At 72.4% G+C, this 15,119-nt stretch carries 15 protein-coding genes; 12 read left to right on the top strand and 3 right to left on the bottom strand.

What is annotated here, in order from left to right:
• Nucleotides 1-102 precede the first annotated feature (102 nt).
• Both EDC29_RS08785 and EDC29_RS08780 read right to left on the bottom strand, forming a co-directional pair.
• The gene (locus EDC29_RS08785; RefSeq protein ID WP_132229471.1) at nucleotides 103-423 is read right to left on the bottom strand and encodes a hypothetical protein; all 321 of its coding nucleotides are present in this window, start codon (nucleotides 421-423) and stop codon (nucleotides 103-105) included.
• A 103-nt stretch (nucleotides 424-526) separates the two neighbouring features.
• Nucleotides 527-1,303: a DUF2189 domain-containing protein gene (locus EDC29_RS08780; RefSeq protein ID WP_132229469.1), complete on the bottom strand. Its 777-nt coding sequence runs from the start codon at nucleotides 1,301-1,303 to the stop codon at nucleotides 527-529.
• A gap of 326 nt (nucleotides 1,304-1,629) precedes the next feature.
• On the opposite strand from EDC29_RS08780, the gene EDC29_RS08775 reads away from it, so the two are divergent.
• The 11 genes from EDC29_RS08775 (at nucleotide 1,630) to EDC29_RS08725 (ending at nucleotide 12,261) form a co-directional block, all read left to right on the top strand.
• Nucleotides 1,630-2,286, top strand: a complete 657-nt coding sequence (locus EDC29_RS08775; RefSeq protein WP_132229467.1) for a CDGSH iron-sulfur domain-containing protein — start codon at nucleotides 1,630-1,632, stop codon at nucleotides 2,284-2,286.
• A gap of 32 nt (nucleotides 2,287-2,318) precedes the next feature.
• Nucleotides 2,319-2,567, top strand: coding sequence for a helix-hairpin-helix domain-containing protein (locus EDC29_RS08770; protein WP_123141775.1), 249 nt, complete (start codon nucleotides 2,319-2,321; stop codon nucleotides 2,565-2,567).
• 106 nt (nucleotides 2,568-2,673) lie between these two features.
• Nucleotides 2,674-3,657: an SPFH domain-containing protein gene (locus tag EDC29_RS08765; protein WP_062271290.1), complete on the top strand. Its 984-nt coding sequence runs from the start codon at nucleotides 2,674-2,676 to the stop codon at nucleotides 3,655-3,657.
• Nucleotides 3,658-3,670: 13 nt separating this feature from the next.
• Nucleotides 3,671-4,555 (top strand): SPFH domain-containing protein, encoded by an 885-nt coding sequence (locus EDC29_RS08760; RefSeq protein ID WP_062271288.1) that lies wholly within the window; start codon nucleotides 3,671-3,673, stop codon nucleotides 4,553-4,555.
• A 131-nt stretch (nucleotides 4,556-4,686) separates the two neighbouring features.
• Complete coding sequence (locus EDC29_RS08755; protein ID WP_132229465.1) at nucleotides 4,687-5,352, top strand: HAD family hydrolase; 666 nt, start codon at nucleotides 4,687-4,689, stop codon at nucleotides 5,350-5,352.
• 4 nt (nucleotides 5,353-5,356) lie between these two features.
• Nucleotides 5,357-6,325 carry an AAA family ATPase gene (locus EDC29_RS08750; protein WP_132229463.1) on the top strand — a complete coding sequence of 323 codons (969 nt, stop codon included), beginning with the start codon at nucleotides 5,357-5,359 and terminating at the stop codon, nucleotides 6,323-6,325.
• Nucleotides 6,318-7,235: a DUF58 domain-containing protein gene (locus EDC29_RS08745; protein WP_132229461.1), complete on the top strand. Its 918-nt coding sequence runs from the start codon at nucleotides 6,318-6,320 to the stop codon at nucleotides 7,233-7,235. The genes EDC29_RS08750 and EDC29_RS08745 overlap by 8 nt, the downstream gene beginning before the upstream one ends.
• The gene (locus EDC29_RS08740) at nucleotides 7,232-7,723 is read left to right on the top strand and encodes a DUF4381 domain-containing protein (protein ID WP_132229459.1); all 492 of its coding nucleotides are present in this window, start codon (nucleotides 7,232-7,234) and stop codon (nucleotides 7,721-7,723) included. The genes EDC29_RS08745 and EDC29_RS08740 overlap by 4 nt, the downstream gene beginning before the upstream one ends.
• Complete coding sequence (locus EDC29_RS08735; protein ID WP_132229457.1) at nucleotides 7,720-8,709, top strand: VWA domain-containing protein; 990 nt, start codon at nucleotides 7,720-7,722, stop codon at nucleotides 8,707-8,709. Before EDC29_RS08740 ends, EDC29_RS08735 begins: the two co-directional genes overlap by 4 nt.
• Nucleotides 8,702-10,525 carry a VWA domain-containing protein gene (locus EDC29_RS08730; protein WP_132229455.1) on the top strand — a complete coding sequence of 608 codons (1,824 nt, stop codon included), beginning with the start codon at nucleotides 8,702-8,704 and terminating at the stop codon, nucleotides 10,523-10,525. Before EDC29_RS08735 ends, EDC29_RS08730 begins: the two co-directional genes overlap by 8 nt.
• An 8-nt stretch (nucleotides 10,526-10,533) precedes the next feature.
• On the top strand, nucleotides 10,534-12,261 hold the full coding sequence (locus EDC29_RS08725; protein WP_165913471.1) for a BatD family protein: 1,728 nt from the start codon (nucleotides 10,534-10,536) through the stop codon (nucleotides 12,259-12,261).
• 4 nt (nucleotides 12,262-12,265) lie between these two features.
• Here EDC29_RS08725 and folK read toward each other — a convergent pair whose 3' ends face one another.
• Nucleotides 12,266-12,787, bottom strand: a complete 522-nt coding sequence (gene folK / locus EDC29_RS08720) for a 2-amino-4-hydroxy-6-hydroxymethyldihydropteridine diphosphokinase (protein WP_132229451.1) — start codon at nucleotides 12,785-12,787, stop codon at nucleotides 12,266-12,268.
• A 187-nt stretch (nucleotides 12,788-12,974) separates the two neighbouring features.
• On the opposite strand from folK, the gene EDC29_RS08715 reads away from it, so the two are divergent.
• The gene (locus EDC29_RS08715) at nucleotides 12,975-14,981 is read left to right on the top strand and encodes a methyl-accepting chemotaxis protein (RefSeq protein ID WP_242466039.1); all 2,007 of its coding nucleotides are present in this window, start codon (nucleotides 12,975-12,977) and stop codon (nucleotides 14,979-14,981) included.
• Nucleotides 14,982-15,119 lie beyond the last annotated feature (138 nt).

Raw genomic sequence — 15,119 nt, 5'->3', positions numbered from 1 at the left:
GGGCAGTCCAACCGACGAGCAAGCCGTCAGCGCCGACCCTCTTGCTGGCGGCTGGCGACTGGCGACTGGAAGCTGTCAGCGAGACGCTGACAGCCGATTCACTCAGTCGATGGTCACGCGGCGGGCGCGGAAGTCGCGACCGTCGTCGTCATCATCGTCGTCGTGGTCGTCGTGGTCGTCGTGGTCGTCATCGTCGTAGTCGCCGGCGATGGTCACCCGGGTCCCCGGGGTGATGCCCAGGGCGCGCAGGCTGTCGAGTTCGACGTCGAGTCGCTCGCTGCCGGTGTCGAGCAGGAAGCCGTCGTCCCAGACACGCTCGACCACGCCGCTGGCGCTGGTCTCGGCGCGGGCGCCGAGACTGGTGACCAGGGCGAGCAGGGCGCCGTAGAGTACGACATGGGTGAGGTTCGGACGTTGACGCATGGTTGCATCCTCCATGGTGCGGTGAGATGCGCCGTCGGGCGGCGCGGGGTTGGGGTCCTTGTGGCCTGGGCCGCGCCCCGCCGAGCGGTGGCGGGGCGGGGGCTCAGGCGACCATCCGCCGATAGCTCTCCCAGGTGGCATAGCCGAGTACCGGGAAGATCACCACCAGCCCGATGAACAGGGTGAGGATGCCGAAGCCGGTGAGGGCGACGATCATCGCGGCCCACAGCGTCATCGCCGGCCAGTTCTGGCGGCAGGCGCGCAGACTGGTGTGGATGGCGGTGAGCGGGCCGACGTCGCGATCGAGGATCATCGGGATGGAGACGGCGCTGGTGACGAACACCGCCACGGCCAGCAGCAGCCCGATGCCGAGGAAGAACAGCGTGACCACCGGATCGAAGTGCCCGGCCAGCAGGCCGGTGATGCTGTCGGACGAGGGCGAGAGGGTGTTGAACTTGATCGCGAACAGCAGCGCCGAGAAGCGCACCCAGGCCGCGGCGATCAGCCCGAGGAAGAGCACGAACAGCCCCAGATTGGTACGCCGCGCCCAGATCAGCGCCAGGCTGTCGTGGATGGCCACCGGCTCGTCGGCCTCGAGCTGGCGTGCGGCGACATAGAGCCCGGCGGCGAGGAAGGGGCCGAGCAGCAGCAATCCGGTGAGGAAGGCGATGGTGAACCAGGGCAGGGTCCAGGTCAGCGCCAGCGCGCCCCAGCAGGCGAGCACGAAGAGCGCGCCGTAGAGCAGACTCGCCGCGGGTGCCTCGGCGAAGCGCCTGACACCGGTAGCGAGCCAGTCGAGCGGCTCGCCGATGTCGACCCGGCTGACCGTGGGCGCCGGCGCGGGCGTGGTCTGATGCGATCGGACGGCTTGACTGGGCATGTTCTCGACTCCGTGTGGATGACGGCGCGCGGGCCGTGCGTGACGACGGGGACGGATGGCGGGCGAGGGCGGTCCGCCATGCTCGGTGAGACGCCAGGGGTGTGACGAAGTTCACCTCCGCACGTTGCATGATCGGTGCTGGGCCCCATTAGAAAAACACGCGCGTGGTGCTGTTTTTGGCGCTGCGCGTGCCCCGGCGCTGTCGGGGCGATGCGGGGCCGTGCCTCGCGCCGACCGGTTGCGCCCCGAGCCGCCGGTTGGTCTCTCCAGGCAGCCACCGTCCGCCGTGGGCGGGCAACCCACAGAGACCACAAGGAGTCCATTTGATGAGTGACAGCAGCATCCACCACTTCCCGGGCGAGGAGATCGATGTCTACTGGGACGAGCGTCTGTGTATCCATATCGGCGAGTGCGTCCGTGCCAAGGGCGAGCTGTTCGTCTCCGGGCGCGATCCCTGGTGCGATCCCGATGTCACCGAGCGCGAACGGGTGCGCGAGATCGTCGAGCGCTGTCCGAGCGGCGCGCTGAGCTATGTCGACAAGACCGGCGGTCCCGAGCCCGCTCCCGGCGAGAACGCGGCGGTGGTGGTCTACAATGGCCCCCTGTACTGTCACGGTGAGCTGGCGCTGGAGGGCGCCGGTGAGGCGCCCGAGCACGCCGGCACCAGCCGCCGGGTGGCGCTGTGTCGTTGCGGGGCCTCGGCCAACAAGCCGTTCTGCGACAACAGCCACCGTGCCGCCGGCTTCGAGGACTATGGCGCCGTCGGCGAGCAGGGGCGCGGCACCTTCGCCGCCGACGGGCCGCTGGCGGTGCGAGCGCTGCCCGACGGGCCGCTCGAGCTCGAGGGCAACCTGGTGATCCGCGCCGCCAGCGCGCGCGCGGCCTGGCGCGGCGACAAGGCCTATCTGTGTCGCTGCGGGGCCTCGGCCAACAAGCCCTTCTGCGACGGCAGCCACCAGCGGGTGGGTTTCAAGGGCGACTGAGCGCCGGTCGGCACCGGCGCGGGGAGGGATCGATGCCGTTTTCCAGTGCCGAGCGCGCCCTGCTGCTCGGCGGTCATCAGATCGGGCCGCGGGTGATCGCGCGGCTCGAACAGCTCGGCATCGAGGATCTCGACACCCTCGCTGGGCAGCAGATCGAGCCCCTGGTCGGGCTGATCGCCGACATGCTCCACGCCCCCTGCTGGCGCGCCAGCCCGCATGCCCGTACCGCCATCGGCAACGCCATCGCCATCGCTCGCGCCGCGCGCGAGCGCACGCCCTGATGCGCGGCCCTTCTTCCCGTCTCCGCCCGCGCCCCGCCCCCGTCGGCGGGGCGCGTCCCCCAGGCGGCGCGGATGCGCCGCCCTCCGCTAGAGAGGTCAAGCTGCCATGTATCTGACGGCATTCATGCTCGGCGTGCTGGCGTTCGTGGTGTTCAAGGTGTTCGTGCGCGCCTTCTACACCGTGAGCCCGGACGAGCGCGCGCTGATCACCAGCTTCGGTCGCGTCGAGCGACTCGGCGAGCTGATGGTCGAGGACCCGGCGCTCGACGCCGAGGAACAGCAACGCTACCGCTTCCCGCAGGTGCGGGTGATCGGCCCCGGCGGCCCCTACTTCAAGTGGCCGTGGCAGGAGGTGCACAAGGTCAGCGTGGTCACCCAGGCCATCGACCTGACCTGGGACCCGACCAAGGATCAGGTGATGGTCGAGGCGGTCACCAAGGACAACCTCACCACCGGGGTCGGCGGTCAGATCCGCTTCCGCGTCGCCGAATCCAACCTCTATGCCTACTGCTTCGGCGTCGACAGCCCGCTCGAGCACGTCATGGGTTACTTCATCTCGGTGCTGCGCGAGCGCATCGCCAACTTCGTCGACCCCAAGGGCGAGGGTCTGGTCGGCGAGGGCGAGCTGGCGCAGGGCGAAGCGGCCGCCGAACTCTCCGAGGGCGTCTCGATCAACGACCTGCGCAAGAACCTGCCGCTGCTCAACGACTACATGGAGCAGCAGTGCCGCTCGACCGGGGCGCGCTACGGCATCGAGCTCGATGCCGCGCTGATCACCCAGATCGACCCGCCGAGCGAGGTCGACCGCGCGCTCTCGGCGATCAACTCCACTCGCAACCAGGTCGCCGCCGATATCTCCACGGCGCGCGCCGACGCCGAGCAGCAGATCACCATGAGCAAGCGCGCGGTGGAGATCGCGCGCAACAACGCCCAGGCCGAGGTCGCGCCGCTGCGCGAGCTGGCCGAGACGCTGTCGCGAATCAAGTCGAGCGGCGGCACCGAGGCGCTGCGCGCCTATATCCGCAACCTGCGCGTGCCGCTGCTCGGGCGCGCCTCGCGCATCGTCCGCACCACCGGGCTCGAGCGCTGAGGGGAGAGACGCCATGGACAACATGATCGGTTCCACCATCGCCTTCGTCATCGGTCTCATCTATATCCCGGTGCTGCTCGCCATCGCCCGCAGCCTCGGGCTCTATGCCGTGGTGCGCGAGCGCGAGGCCCAGGTCTTCACCCTGTTCGGCAAGGTCATCGGTACCCTCGACGAGCCCGGGCTGCGCTTCCCGCTCGCCCACTTCGGGCTGCGCGCCCTGCTGCTGCCCTTCTTCGGCAAGCGCTACAAGGTCTCCACCGCGCTGCGCCAGCACTATCTGCGCGACCAGATGGTCAACTCCGAGGAGGGCACGCCGATGGGCGTGGGGCTGTGGTACGAGATGCAGGTGAGCGACCCCATCGCCTATCTGTTCAACAACGCCAACCCCGAGGGCTCGCTGCAGGCCAATGTCGCCAGTGCCGCCGTCTCCACCCTGAGCAATCTGGAGATGGACAAGATGCTCGAGGACCGTCACCAGCTCAGCCGTCGGGTGCGCGCCGAGGTCTCGCCGCTCTCCGAGCGCTGGGGCTACCGGCTCGGCTCGGTCTATATCCGCAAGGTCGCCTTCACCGACCGGCAGATGGTCGACAACATCACCGACAAGGTGGTCAAGCGGCTGATCCAGGTCACCAGCGCGATGAAGCAGGACGGCGAGAACCGCGTCGGCCTGATCCAGAGCCAGACCGCCTACAAGGTCTCGCAACAGATGGCCGAGGCCGCCGCCACCCGCCCGGCGATCGTCGGCGAGGCGCTCAACGCCATCGCCGAACGCGACCCCGAGGTGCTCGATACGGTGCTCGAGGTGATGGAGACCGAGCAGCTGCTCGCCTCCAAGGCCGAGGTCGAGGTGCTGCCGCGCGACTCGGAGATCCTGGTGCAGCTCGGCGCCACCCTGTAGTAGCCTGTTGCGCGCGGCGTCGGGAGGACGTCGCGTCTCTCCCCGGCGCCGGGCGGTCCCGTCCCCCAGGGTCGCGCCCGCCCGGTCCGGGCGATCGTGCTTGACCCCGACCCTCATGGACCCCTGACCCTATGTTCGACTGTCTCTGTTTCGACTTCGACGGCACCCTGGTCGACAGCACCGAGGCGGCCCTCGAGGCGCTCGCCCGGGTCGGCCCGGCGTTCGGCTGCGCCGGGCTCGATCGCGCCGCCGTCGAACGGTTGCGCGGGCTGCACGCGCGCGAGATCGTCCAGACGCTGGGCATCCCGGCCTACCGGGTGCCGGGCTTCGTCGCGCGGATGCGCCGCGAGATGCGCGCCGGTCTGCTCGCCACCCCGCCGGTCCCGGGCTGGACCGAGACCCTGGAGGCGCTGGCCGCGCGCGGGTTGCGTCTCGGCGTGCTCTCCTCCAACGCCAGCGAGAGCCTGGCGGCCTATCTCGCGCGCTACCCGTTGCCCCATCTCGATTTCGTCGTCGGCGGCGCGGCGCTGTTCGGCAAGTCGCGCGCGCTGCGTCGGCTTGCCGCGCGCGAGCGGCTGCGCCCGGCGCGCATGCTCTATGTCGGCGACGAGCTGCGCGATCTGGAGGCGGCGCGCGCCGCCGGTACCGGCTTCGTCGCCGTCGGCTGGGGCTATACCGACCCGACGCGGCTGCACGCGGCCGGTGCCGGGGCGCCGCTGAGCAGCCCGCATGAGCTGCTCGAACGGATCGAGTCAGACGCTTTTGATAACGAGGAGGTACGCCGTGTCGGCAGCTGATCCGATGAGCGATCTACAGGCGGTCTTCGCCGCGCTGCGGGTGCGGCTCTCGGCGCGCATCCTCGGTCAGCGCGCCCTGGTCGAGCGGCTGCTGGTGGCCTTGCTCGCCGATGGCCATCTGCTCGTCGAGGGTCCGCCCGGGGTGGCCAAGACCAGCGCGGTCAAGGCCCTGGCCGAGGGGATCGAGGGCGACTTCCACCGCGTCCAGTTCACCCCGGACCTGTTGCCCGCCGACCTCACCGGCACCGAGATCTATCGACCCCACGACGGCAGCTTCCGCTTCGATCGCGGGCCGCTGTTCCACAACCTGCTGCTCGCCGACGAGGTCAACCGCGCCCCGGCCAAGGTGCAGTCGGCGCTGCTCGAGGCGATGGGCGAGCGCCAGATCACCGTCGGGCGCGAGACCTACCGGCTGCCGGAGCTGTTTCTGGTGATGGCCACCCAGAACCCGATCGAGCAGGAGGGCACCTATCCGCTGCCCGAGGCCCAGCTCGATCGCTTCCTGATGCAGGTGCGGGTCGACTATCCCGACCTCGACACCGAGCGCGCCATCCTCGTCCTCGACCGCGCCCGGGCGCGCGAGGGCGCCGCCGCGAGCGAGGGCGGCGCCGAGATCACCCAGGCCCAGGTGTTTGCGGCGCGGCGCGCCATCCTCGATCTCTATCTCGCCCCCGAGGTCGAGGACTATCTGCTCCATCTGGTGCTCGCCACCCGTGCCCCGGCCGACTACGACCCGGCGCTCGACGGCTGGTTGCGCTTCGGCGCCAGCCCGCGCGCCACCCTGGCGCTGGAGCGCTGCGCGCGCGCGCTGGCCTGGCTGGAGGGACGCGACTTCGTCTCCCCCGAGGACGTGCGTCGCCTCGCCCCCGACGTGCTCCGTCACCGTCTGCTGCTCGGCTACGAGGCCGAGGCCGAGGGGCGCACCCCGGACGACTTCATCGCGCTGCTGCTGGCGCGGGTGAGCTGTGCCTGAGACCAGCGCGCTTGCCGTCGGGGTCGCCGAGCTGGTCGGGCTGCGCGCCCGCGCCAGCGGGCTCGATCTCGCTCCGCGCGCGCGGGTGCTGGCCGCGCGGGGCGGGGCACACCCGTCGCGGCTGCGCGGACGCGGCATGGAGTTTGCCGAATCGCGCCCCTACCAGCCCGGCGACGAGCCGCGTCACATGGACTGGCGGGTCACCGCGCGCGCCGGTGAGGCGCACGTCAAGTGCTTCCGCGAGGAGCGCGAGCGACCGGTGTGGCTCTGTGTCGACCAGCGCGCGACGATGCGCTTCGCCACCCGGGTGGCCTTCAAGTCGGTGATCGCCGCGCGCGTCGCCGCGCTGCTCGGCTGGGCGGCGCTGGCGCGGGGCGATCGCGTCGGCGGGTTGGTGTTCGACGACCATGCCATCCGGCTGCACCCGCCGGCGGCGCGCGCTCGCGGGTTGCTCGCGCTGTTCGAGTCGCTGGCCGCGCCCGCCGCCACCTCGGCTGAGACGGCGATGACCTTGCAGACGGCGCTCGCGCGGCTCGATCGGGTGGTCCGTCCCGGCGCGCTGGTGGTGTTGGTGAGCGATCTCGCCGGGCTCGGCGCGGGACGCGACCCCAGCCTGACCCGGCTGGGGCGCGGTGCCGAGCTGGTGTGGGTGCAGATCGAGGATGTCCTCGAGTGCGAGCCACCGCCGCCCGGACGTTACCCGGTGCTCGCCGCCGGGCGCCGCGGCTGGCTCGACCTGCGCGGGTCGCGACGGCGCGCCGCCTGGGCCGAGGCGCGCGCCGCCGCGCGCGCGCAGATCGTCGAGCAGGCGCGTGCCCATCGTGCCCACCTGCTGCGTCTGCGCACCGATCAGGACCCGGCCGCGGCGCTGGCGCGCGGGCTCGGGCTGCGCCCGGGAGGGGGGCGATGACCCCGCTCGCCGATCCGCTCGCCGGGCTGCGCGACTGGCACGCGCCGTCGCCGGTCGGCTGGTGGCCGCCGGCGCCGGGCTGGTGGCTGCTCGCCGCGCTCGGGCTGGCGCTGCTCGGCTGGGGCGCTTGGGCCTGGCGGCGCCACCGGCGGCGCGTTGCGCCCCGACGCGCGGCGCTCGCCGAGCTGGCGCGGCTGCGTGCCGGGTTCGTCGCCGGCGGCGATGCGCGGGCGCTCGCCGCCGGGTGCTCGCGCCTGCTGCGTCGCCTGGCGCTGAGCCGTCATGGCCGGGCGCGGGTGGCCGGTCTCGCCGGCGCCGACTGGCTCGCCTTCCTCGATGCCGAGGGCGGCGCGGGGGACTTCTCCAATGGGATCGGCCGGGCGCTGGTCGAGCAGGCTTATCGCCCGCCGGAGGCGTCAGCGGTCGACGCCGAGGCGCTACTCGGGTTGGTCGAGCGCTGGATCCGCGCCCAGGGGCGCGGACGATGATCTCCCTGGCCTGGCCCTGGGCGCTGCTCGCACTGCCCTTGCCGCTGCTCGCGCGGCGGTTGCCGCCGGCGCGCCGGGCGCCGGGCGCGGCGCTGCGCCTGCCGCCGACGCTGCTGCCCGCGGGGCTGGCCGGCCCGGCGGGCGGGGGCGCGCGACCCTGGCGTTGGCTCGCGCTGTTCGCCTGGGTGCTGCTGGTGCTCGCCAGCGCGCGTCCGCAGTGGGTCGGGGACCCGCTCGGGGTGCCGCGCAGCGGGCGCGACCTGATGCTCGCGGTCGACATCTCCGGCAGCATGGAGGAGCGCGACTATCTGCTCGCAGGCCGTCGGGTGTCGCGTCTGGCGGTGGTACAGCAACTGGCCGGCGACTTCGCGCAGCGGCGCGAGGGCGACCGGCTGGGGCTGATCCTGTTCGGCTCGCGCGCCTATCTGCAGACCCCGCTGACCTTCGACCGCGCCACGGTGGCGACCCTGCTCGCCGAGAGCGTGGTCGGTCTGGCCGGGCGGGAGACGGCGATCGGGGATGCGATCGCGCTGGCGGTGAAGCGTCTGCGCGAGGCGTCTGCGGGCGAGCGGGTGCTGATCCTGCTCACCGACGGCGAGAACACCGTCGGTCACATCGCCCCGCTGGAGGCCGCCGCGCTCGCCGCCGAGGCCGGGGTGCGGGTGCACGTGATCGGGATCGGCGGCGGCGCCGACGGTCGGCTCGGCGGGCTCGGGCTGCGATTGCTGCGCCAGGGGCGCGGCTTCGACCCCGAGACCCTGGAGGCGATCGCCGCGCGCACCGGCGGGCGCTTCTTCGTCGCCGGGGCGAGCGAGGCGCTCGAGGCGGTCTATGACGAGATCGACCGCATCGAGCCCGAGGCGCGCGAGGCGCGCGCGCTGCGCCCGCGGGTGGAGTTGTATCCCTGGCCGGCGGGTGGCGCGCTGTTGCTGGCGCTGCTGATCGCGGCGGCGCGGCTGGGGGCGTGGAGGACGGAGGATGGCTGATTTCCATCTGTTGCGCCCCTGGTGGCTGTTGGCGCTGATCCCGCTGCTGGCGGTGTTGGTCGCGGCGGCGCGGACCCAGGGCGGGGCGGGGCGCTGGCGTGCGCTGGTCGATCCCGAGCTGTTCGAGGCGCTGCTCGTGCCCGGGCACGGCGGGACGCGGCGCTGGCCGCTGGCGCTCGCCGCGCTGGGCGGGGTGTTGCTGGTGCTCGCGCTCAGCGGGCCGACCTGGCAGCGTGCGCCGCAGCCGCTGCTCGAGGGCGGGGTGTCGCGGGTGCTGCTGCTCGATCTCTCGCCGAGCATGGGCGCGGCCGACCTCGCGCCCTCGCGGCTGGCGCGCGCGCGCTTCGAGCTGCTCGACCTGCTGCGCGGCCAGCGCGACGGCGCGGTGGCGCTGATCGCGTTCGGCGCCGAGCCCTTCCTGGTCTCGCCGCTGACCACGGATGCGCGCACCATCGCCGCGCAGGTGCCGCTGCTCGAACCCGCTCTGTTGCCGGTCGAGGGCCCGCGCCGCACCGATCTGGCGCTGGCCGAGGCCGGCGCCCTGCTCGATCGCGCCGGGGCGCGCCACGGCGAGGTGGTGCTGCTGACCGATGCCCTCGACGGCCCGGCGGCGGCGCTGGCCGCGGCGCGCGCGTTGCGCGCGGCCGGGCATCGGCTCTCGGTGCTGGCGCTGGGCCGTCCCGGCGGTGCGCCGCTGCCGCTGGCCGAGGGCGGGCTGGCCACCGACGCCGAGGGCGCGGTGCGCCTCGCCCCCTTCACCCCGGAGGCGCTGCGCAGCCTCGCCCGGGTCGGTGGCGGGCGCTATCTGGAGGCGCGCGCCGATGGGCGCGACACCGAGCGCCTGCTCGCCCTCGGCGACCCGAGTCCGGGCGAGCACGAGCAACTGGTGGCGCGCTGGCGCGATCAGGGTCCCTGGTTGCTGCTCGCGCTGCTGCCGCTGGCGGCGCTGGCCTTTCGTCGCGGCTGGCTGCTGGTGGTGGCGGTGCTGGTCTGGCCCGCGCCGCCGGCGCGCGCCGACGGCTGGGACTGGCTGTGGTGGCGTCCCGACCAGCAGGGCGCGCGGGCGCTCGCGGCGGGGGACGCCGCCGGCGCGGCCGAGCGTTTTCGCGACCCGGCCTGGCGCGCCACCGCGTTGCAGCGCGCCGGTGATCCGGCCGCGGCGCTGGCGGCGCTCGCCGGGGTGCCCGGGGTCGAGGCCGAGTACAACCGGGGCAACGCGCTCGCCCGGCTCGGTCGGCTCGACGAGGCCGCCGCCGCCTATCGCCGGGTGCTCGAGAGCGACCCGGACCATGCCGATGCCCGTCACAACCTCGAACTGGTCGAGACCGCGCGTGAGCGGACGCCGCCCGAGGACGCCGATGAGCCCGGTGACGACGATGACACGGGGGACGACGGTTCGGCCGATGGCGAGCGATCCGGCGACCCGTCGGACGAGGCGCCCGGCGCGCCCGGTGATGAGCCGCCCGCGTCGCGCCCCGATGATTCGCCCTCGACCCGGGATGACGGGGTGGGCGACGATCCCGAGTCCGAGTCCGAGTCCGAGTCCGAGTCCGAGTCCGAGTCCGAGTCCGAGTCCGAGTCCGAGTCCGAGTCCGAGTCCGAGTCCGAGTCCGAGTCCGGTGCCGAGGACGGCGGGACCGGGCGCGGGGCGGAGACCGAGGCGGCGGGCGCGCGCGAGGCCCCCGACGCCGATCTCGGCGACGAGCGCGAGCGCGCCCTCGATGCCCAGCTGCGGCGGGTGCCGGACGATCCCGGCGGGCTGCTGCGTGAACGCTTTCTGTTGCAACACCTGCGTCGGGAGGGACGTCTGCCGTGAGACCCTGGTTGCCTGTTCTGCTCATCCTCCTGCTCGTCGGCTGGTCGCTCGGCGCCCTGGCGCAGTCGGCTGAGCTGCGGCTCGATCTCGAGCGTCAGCGCCTGGCGCTCAACGAGACTCTGGTGGCGCGGCTGATCGCCGATGGCGGGCTCAAGGGCGAGCCCGATCTGCGTCGGCTGGAGCAGGACTTCGAGGTGCTCGAGCGCAGCCATGCCGAGCAGATGCGGATCATCAACGGCACGATCTCGCGGCTGCGGGTATGGACCCTGGTGCTCGCGCCGCGTCATCCCGGGGTGATCGAGATCGCCCCGATCACGCTCGGCGCGGCGCGCACCGAGCCGCGCCGGGTGGAGGTGGTGGAGGCCGGGGCGCGGCGCGATGCCGAGCCGGGAGCGCCGCCCCTGGCCCGGGTCGAGGCCGAGGTCGAGACCGCCGCCCCCTATGTGCAGCAGGCACTGGTCTATCGGGTGGCGATCCTGCTGCGCGAGCGCCCGCTGCAGGCGGCGCTCTCGGCGCCGCTGGCCGAGGGCGCGATCGTCGAGCCGCTGGGCGAGGACCGGAGTTCCCGCGCGGTGGTCGACGGCGTCGAGTACACCCGGGTCGAGCGCCGTTATCTGCTCATCCCCCAGCACAGCGGGGCACTGCGGGTCGAGGGGCCGCGGCTCGATGTCATCTTCGCCGCCGCGCCCCGTCCGGGGGCGCTCTATCGCGACTTCCCCAGCCTCTCGGGTTTCGGCGCCGGGGGCGGCGAGCGGCGGCTGGTCGAGCGCGCCGAGACGCTGACCCTGCAGGTGCGAGCGCGCCCGGACGCCGCCGCCGAGCCCTGGTTGCCCGCGAGTGCGGTGCGGTTGCGCGAGGACTGGGCCGAGACCCCGCCGCGCGCGGTGGTCGGCGAGCCGCTGACGCGGGTGCTGACGCTGGAGGTCGAGGGCGCGAGCGCCACCCAGCTCCCCGAGCTGGTGCTGCCCGAGGTCGAGGGCGCGCAGCGCTACCCCGGTCGTCCGCGGGTCGAGGACGGGCTCGCCGCCGGCGAGGTGCGCGCCAGCGCGCGCCACGAGATCGCGCTGATCCCGACCCGCCCGGGTCCGCTGCACCTGCCCGAGGTGCGTCTGGTCTGGTGGGACCTGGTCAACGATCGCCCGCGCGAGGCGGTGATCCCGGCGCGCACCCTGGAGGTCGCGCCGGCGCCCGGCGCGCCGCTGCCCTCGCGCCCGGCCTCGGCGGCCGTTGCCGAGACGGTGGCGGGGGACGAACCGGTCGCGACCGATGAGGGTGGGCGGGGCTCGGCCGGGGCCGGTCCCTGGCCCTGGGTTGCGTTGGTGCTGGGGCTGGGGTGGGCGGCGACGCTGATCTGGCTGTGGTGGCGCCGCCGTGCCGGGGGCGAGGCGCCGGTGGCGCCGCCGAGCGCCTCGGTGGATCTCGGCGCGGCGCGGGCCCGGGTGGAGGCGGCCTGTCGCGCCAACGACCCGCGCGCCGCGCGTGCGGCGCTGCTCGATTGGGGGCGGGCGCGCTGGGGCGCGTCGGCCCCTGGCGGGCCGGTGGAGCTGGGGCGGCGGCTCGGTCGCCCCGGGCTGGGCGCGACCCTGGCCGCGCTCGAGCGTGCGCTCTATGCCCCGACGGGCGAGCCCTGGGACGGGGCGGGCTGCTGGGCGCGGCTCGCGCCGGCGCTGACCGACGCCTCGACCGAGACCGCCCGCGCCACGCCGCTCGCGCCGCTCTATCCCGGCGCGGGCTGAGGGCTCAGGCGGGTTCGGCCAGCCCGTCGGTCTCCGGCTGAGGGATCCGCTCGATGATCTGGCGGTAGCTCACCGCGTCGCGCAACGCCTGCAACGGGCCGAGCGTGGGGTGATGGGCCTCGGGGGCGATCTCGAGCAGCGGGATCAGCATGAAGTCGCGCTGGTGCAGACCGGGGTGGGGGAGTGTCAGATGCGGCAGCGTCAGCACCCGGTCGCCGTGCAACAGCAGGTCGAGATCGATGGTGCGCGGACCGTTGCGCACCGTGCGATGACGGTTGAGTCGCTGTTCGATCGTCTGGGTGTGTTCGAGCAGGGTCTCGGGATCGAGCGCGGTCTCGACCTCCACCACCAGGTTGATAAATTCAGCCTGGTTCTCAATTCCCCAAGGTCGCGTGCGATACCAGGACGAACGGCGCTTGAGCCGCGTCTGCGGCATTGTCTGGAGCATTTCCAGACTGCATATGATGTTCTGGGTCGGCGCGATGTTCGACCCGATCGAGATGAATGCCTGTAGTTCCGGGGGCATGGTCCGCCTTCCTCTGTCGTGGCCCGAGACAAACGAGCATGGTAGCTCAGCGGCCTGGTTCTGCGTCGCTGTTATGTCCGTGAAAACGGCTTCGGGCATGTCGCTATCCGTTTCGTACACAGAACAACCGATCGATAGATTGCTATCGTGACGAGGGCCCGCAGTCATGCTGAACCGATTGACGATGATGCAGAAGTTATTGGTCACCCTGATCCCGGTGACCATCGTGGTATTGCTCGGGGTGATCCTGTTCGTGCGCGACGTGGTGCGCGAGTCGGCCACCGAGCAGGCCATCGCGCTCTCCCAGGAGGTCGCGCGCGCCCAGGGCGTGGAGCTGGCCAGCTCGGTGATGGCCGAGCTCGAGGGGGTAACCGCGCTGATGAGCGTGCTCCATGGCCGCGACGAGATCCCGGTTGGGGTGCGTCGCGACTATTTCTCCGGGCTGCTGCAGTCCTATCTGCGCGACCACCAGGAGCTGGTTGGCGCCTGGATGGTCTGGGAGCCCGATGCCTTCGACGGTGAGGACGGACGCTTCGCCGGCACCGAGGCGCACGATGCCACGGGGCGCTTCATCCCCTACTGGTATCGCGACGGCGAGACCATCGGCACCGAGATCCTCGAGGACTACGAGACCCGCGACTATTACCGCCTGGCCAAGCAGAGCGGCAAGACGGTGGTACTCGATCCCTATCTCTACGCGCTCGGCGGCGTCGATCAGCTGCTCACCTCGATCGCGGTGCCGATCCTCGAGCAGGGTCGGGTGGTCGGCGTGGTCGGGGTCGATCTGCTGATCTCCGATCTCCAGGCCCAGGTCGCCAAGATCCGTCCCTTCGACGGTGTGACTGCGCTGTTCAGCGGCACGGGGACGGTCATCGCCCACCCCGACGAACGCCGTCTCGGCAAGGATCTGCGCGAGACCGATACCGACGTGCTCGGCGAGGACATGGGACGCTTCGTCACCGCGCTCGAGCGTGGCGAGTCCTTCGTCACCCAGCGCTGGAGCGACAGCCTCGATGGCGAGGCGCTGGTCATCTCCCAGCCGCTGGCGCTCGCCGGCACCGAGCAGCACTGGACCATCGCCATGGCCTTGCCGGTGAGCAAGGTGCTGGCGCACGTCAACGCCATGATCACCAAGGTGGTGCTGATCGGCCTGGTCGGGCTTGCGGTGATGAGCGCGCTGATCGTGCTGCTCAGCCGCAGTCTGGTGCGACCGTTGCGCGGCGTGGTCGGCGCGCTCGAGGACATCGCCAGCGGCGATGGCGACCTCACCCAGCGTCTGCCGGCCGAGGGGCGCGACGAGGTGGCGCAGCTGGCGACCGCCTTCAACGCCTTCGTCACCCGCATCCACGATCTGGTCCGTCAGGTCAGTGGCGCCACCAGCCAGCTCGCCTCGGCCGCCGAGGAGTTGTCGGTGACCAGCGACGGGACGCGTGAACAGGTCCAGCACCAGCACGCCGAGACCGATCAGGTGGCCACCGCGATGAACGAGATGACCGCCACCGTCCAGGAGGTCGCGCGCCATGCCAACGACGCGGCCAAGGCCGCGCGCGAGGCCGATCGCGAGGCCACCGAGGGCGCCGGGGTGGTGCGCGAGACGATCGATGCCATCGGTCTGCTGGCCAACGAGGTCGAGCAGGCCGCCGGGGTCATCCACCGCCTGGAGTCCGACAGCGACGAGATCGGCAAGGTGCTCGACGTGATCCGCGGTATCGCCGAGCAGACCAATCTGCTCGCGCTCAATGCCGCGATCGAGGCCGCGCGCGCCGGCGAGCAGGGACGCGGCTTCGCGGTGGTGGCCGACGAGGTGCGCAACCTCGCCAGTCGCACCCAGACCTCGACCAAGGAGATCCAGGCGATGATCGAGCGCCTGCAGGAGGGGGCCAACAGCGCCGTCGGTGCCATGGAGCAGGGGCGCGTGCGTTCGAGCGAGACGGTCGAGCAGGCCACCCGCGCCGGCCAGTCGCTGACCACCATCGCCGGGGCGATCGCGCAGATCAACGACATGAACACCCAGATCGCCAGTGCCGCCGAGGAGCAGAGTGCGGTGGCCGAGGAGATCGATCGCAATGTCGCCAACATCGCCCAGTCGGTCGACACCACCTCGCAGACCTCGGGTCAGATCGCCGCCTCCAGCGACGAGCTGGCCAAGCTCGCCGCCGAGCTGCAGGAGATGGTCGGCCAGTTCAAGGTCTGAGCCAGGGCGCGGGGCGGTGGCTCTCGCCGTCCCGCGCGCCGCCCGCCGACTGGCACCCGAGGGTGGGGCGGCGTACCATCGCGCCAGTGCCGTGAACCGGTTGGGGCGGCAATGGTGGTCGGGTGTGTGGTAGGACGA

Source organism: Marichromatium gracile (genome assembly GCF_004343155.1).
Classification (GTDB): Bacteria; Pseudomonadota; Gammaproteobacteria; order Chromatiales; family Chromatiaceae; genus Marichromatium; species Marichromatium gracile.
The sequence above is the reverse complement of the archived record's forward strand: the minus strand, read 5'-3'. Positions and strand labels throughout refer to the sequence as shown.

Bases quoted from the DNA above. Each gene is read 5' to 3' on its own strand.
- EDC29_RS08740 (WP_132229459.1), top strand. From the start codon at position 7,232: ATGACCCCGCTCGCCGATCCGCTCGCCGGGCTGCGCGACTGGCACGCG.
- EDC29_RS08760 (WP_062271288.1), top strand. From the start codon at position 3,671: ATGGACAACATGATCGGTTCCACCATCGCCTTCGTCATCGGTCTCATC.
- EDC29_RS08735 (WP_132229457.1), top strand. From the start codon at position 7,720: ATGATCTCCCTGGCCTGGCCCTGGGCGCTGCTCGCACTGCCCTTGCCG.
- EDC29_RS08785 (WP_132229471.1), bottom strand. From the start codon at position 423: ATGCGTCAACGTCCGAACCTCACCCATGTCGTACTCTACGGCGCCCTG.
- EDC29_RS08750 (WP_132229463.1), top strand. From the start codon at position 5,357: ATGAGCGATCTACAGGCGGTCTTCGCCGCGCTGCGGGTGCGGCTCTCG.
- EDC29_RS08765 (WP_062271290.1), top strand. From the start codon at position 2,674: ATGTATCTGACGGCATTCATGCTCGGCGTGCTGGCGTTCGTGGTGTTC.
- folK (WP_132229451.1), bottom strand. From the start codon at position 12,787: ATGCCCCCGGAACTACAGGCATTCATCTCGATCGGGTCGAACATCGCG.
- EDC29_RS08770 (WP_123141775.1), top strand. From the start codon at position 2,319: ATGCCGTTTTCCAGTGCCGAGCGCGCCCTGCTGCTCGGCGGTCATCAG.
- EDC29_RS08775 (WP_132229467.1), top strand. From the start codon at position 1,630: ATGAGTGACAGCAGCATCCACCACTTCCCGGGCGAGGAGATCGATGTC.
- EDC29_RS08755 (WP_132229465.1), top strand. From the start codon at position 4,687: ATGTTCGACTGTCTCTGTTTCGACTTCGACGGCACCCTGGTCGACAGC.
- EDC29_RS08715 (WP_242466039.1), top strand. From the start codon at position 12,975: ATGCAGAAGTTATTGGTCACCCTGATCCCGGTGACCATCGTGGTATTG.
- EDC29_RS08730 (WP_132229455.1), top strand. From the start codon at position 8,702: ATGGCTGATTTCCATCTGTTGCGCCCCTGGTGGCTGTTGGCGCTGATC.
- EDC29_RS08780 (WP_132229469.1), bottom strand. From the start codon at position 1,303: ATGCCCAGTCAAGCCGTCCGATCGCATCAGACCACGCCCGCGCCGGCG.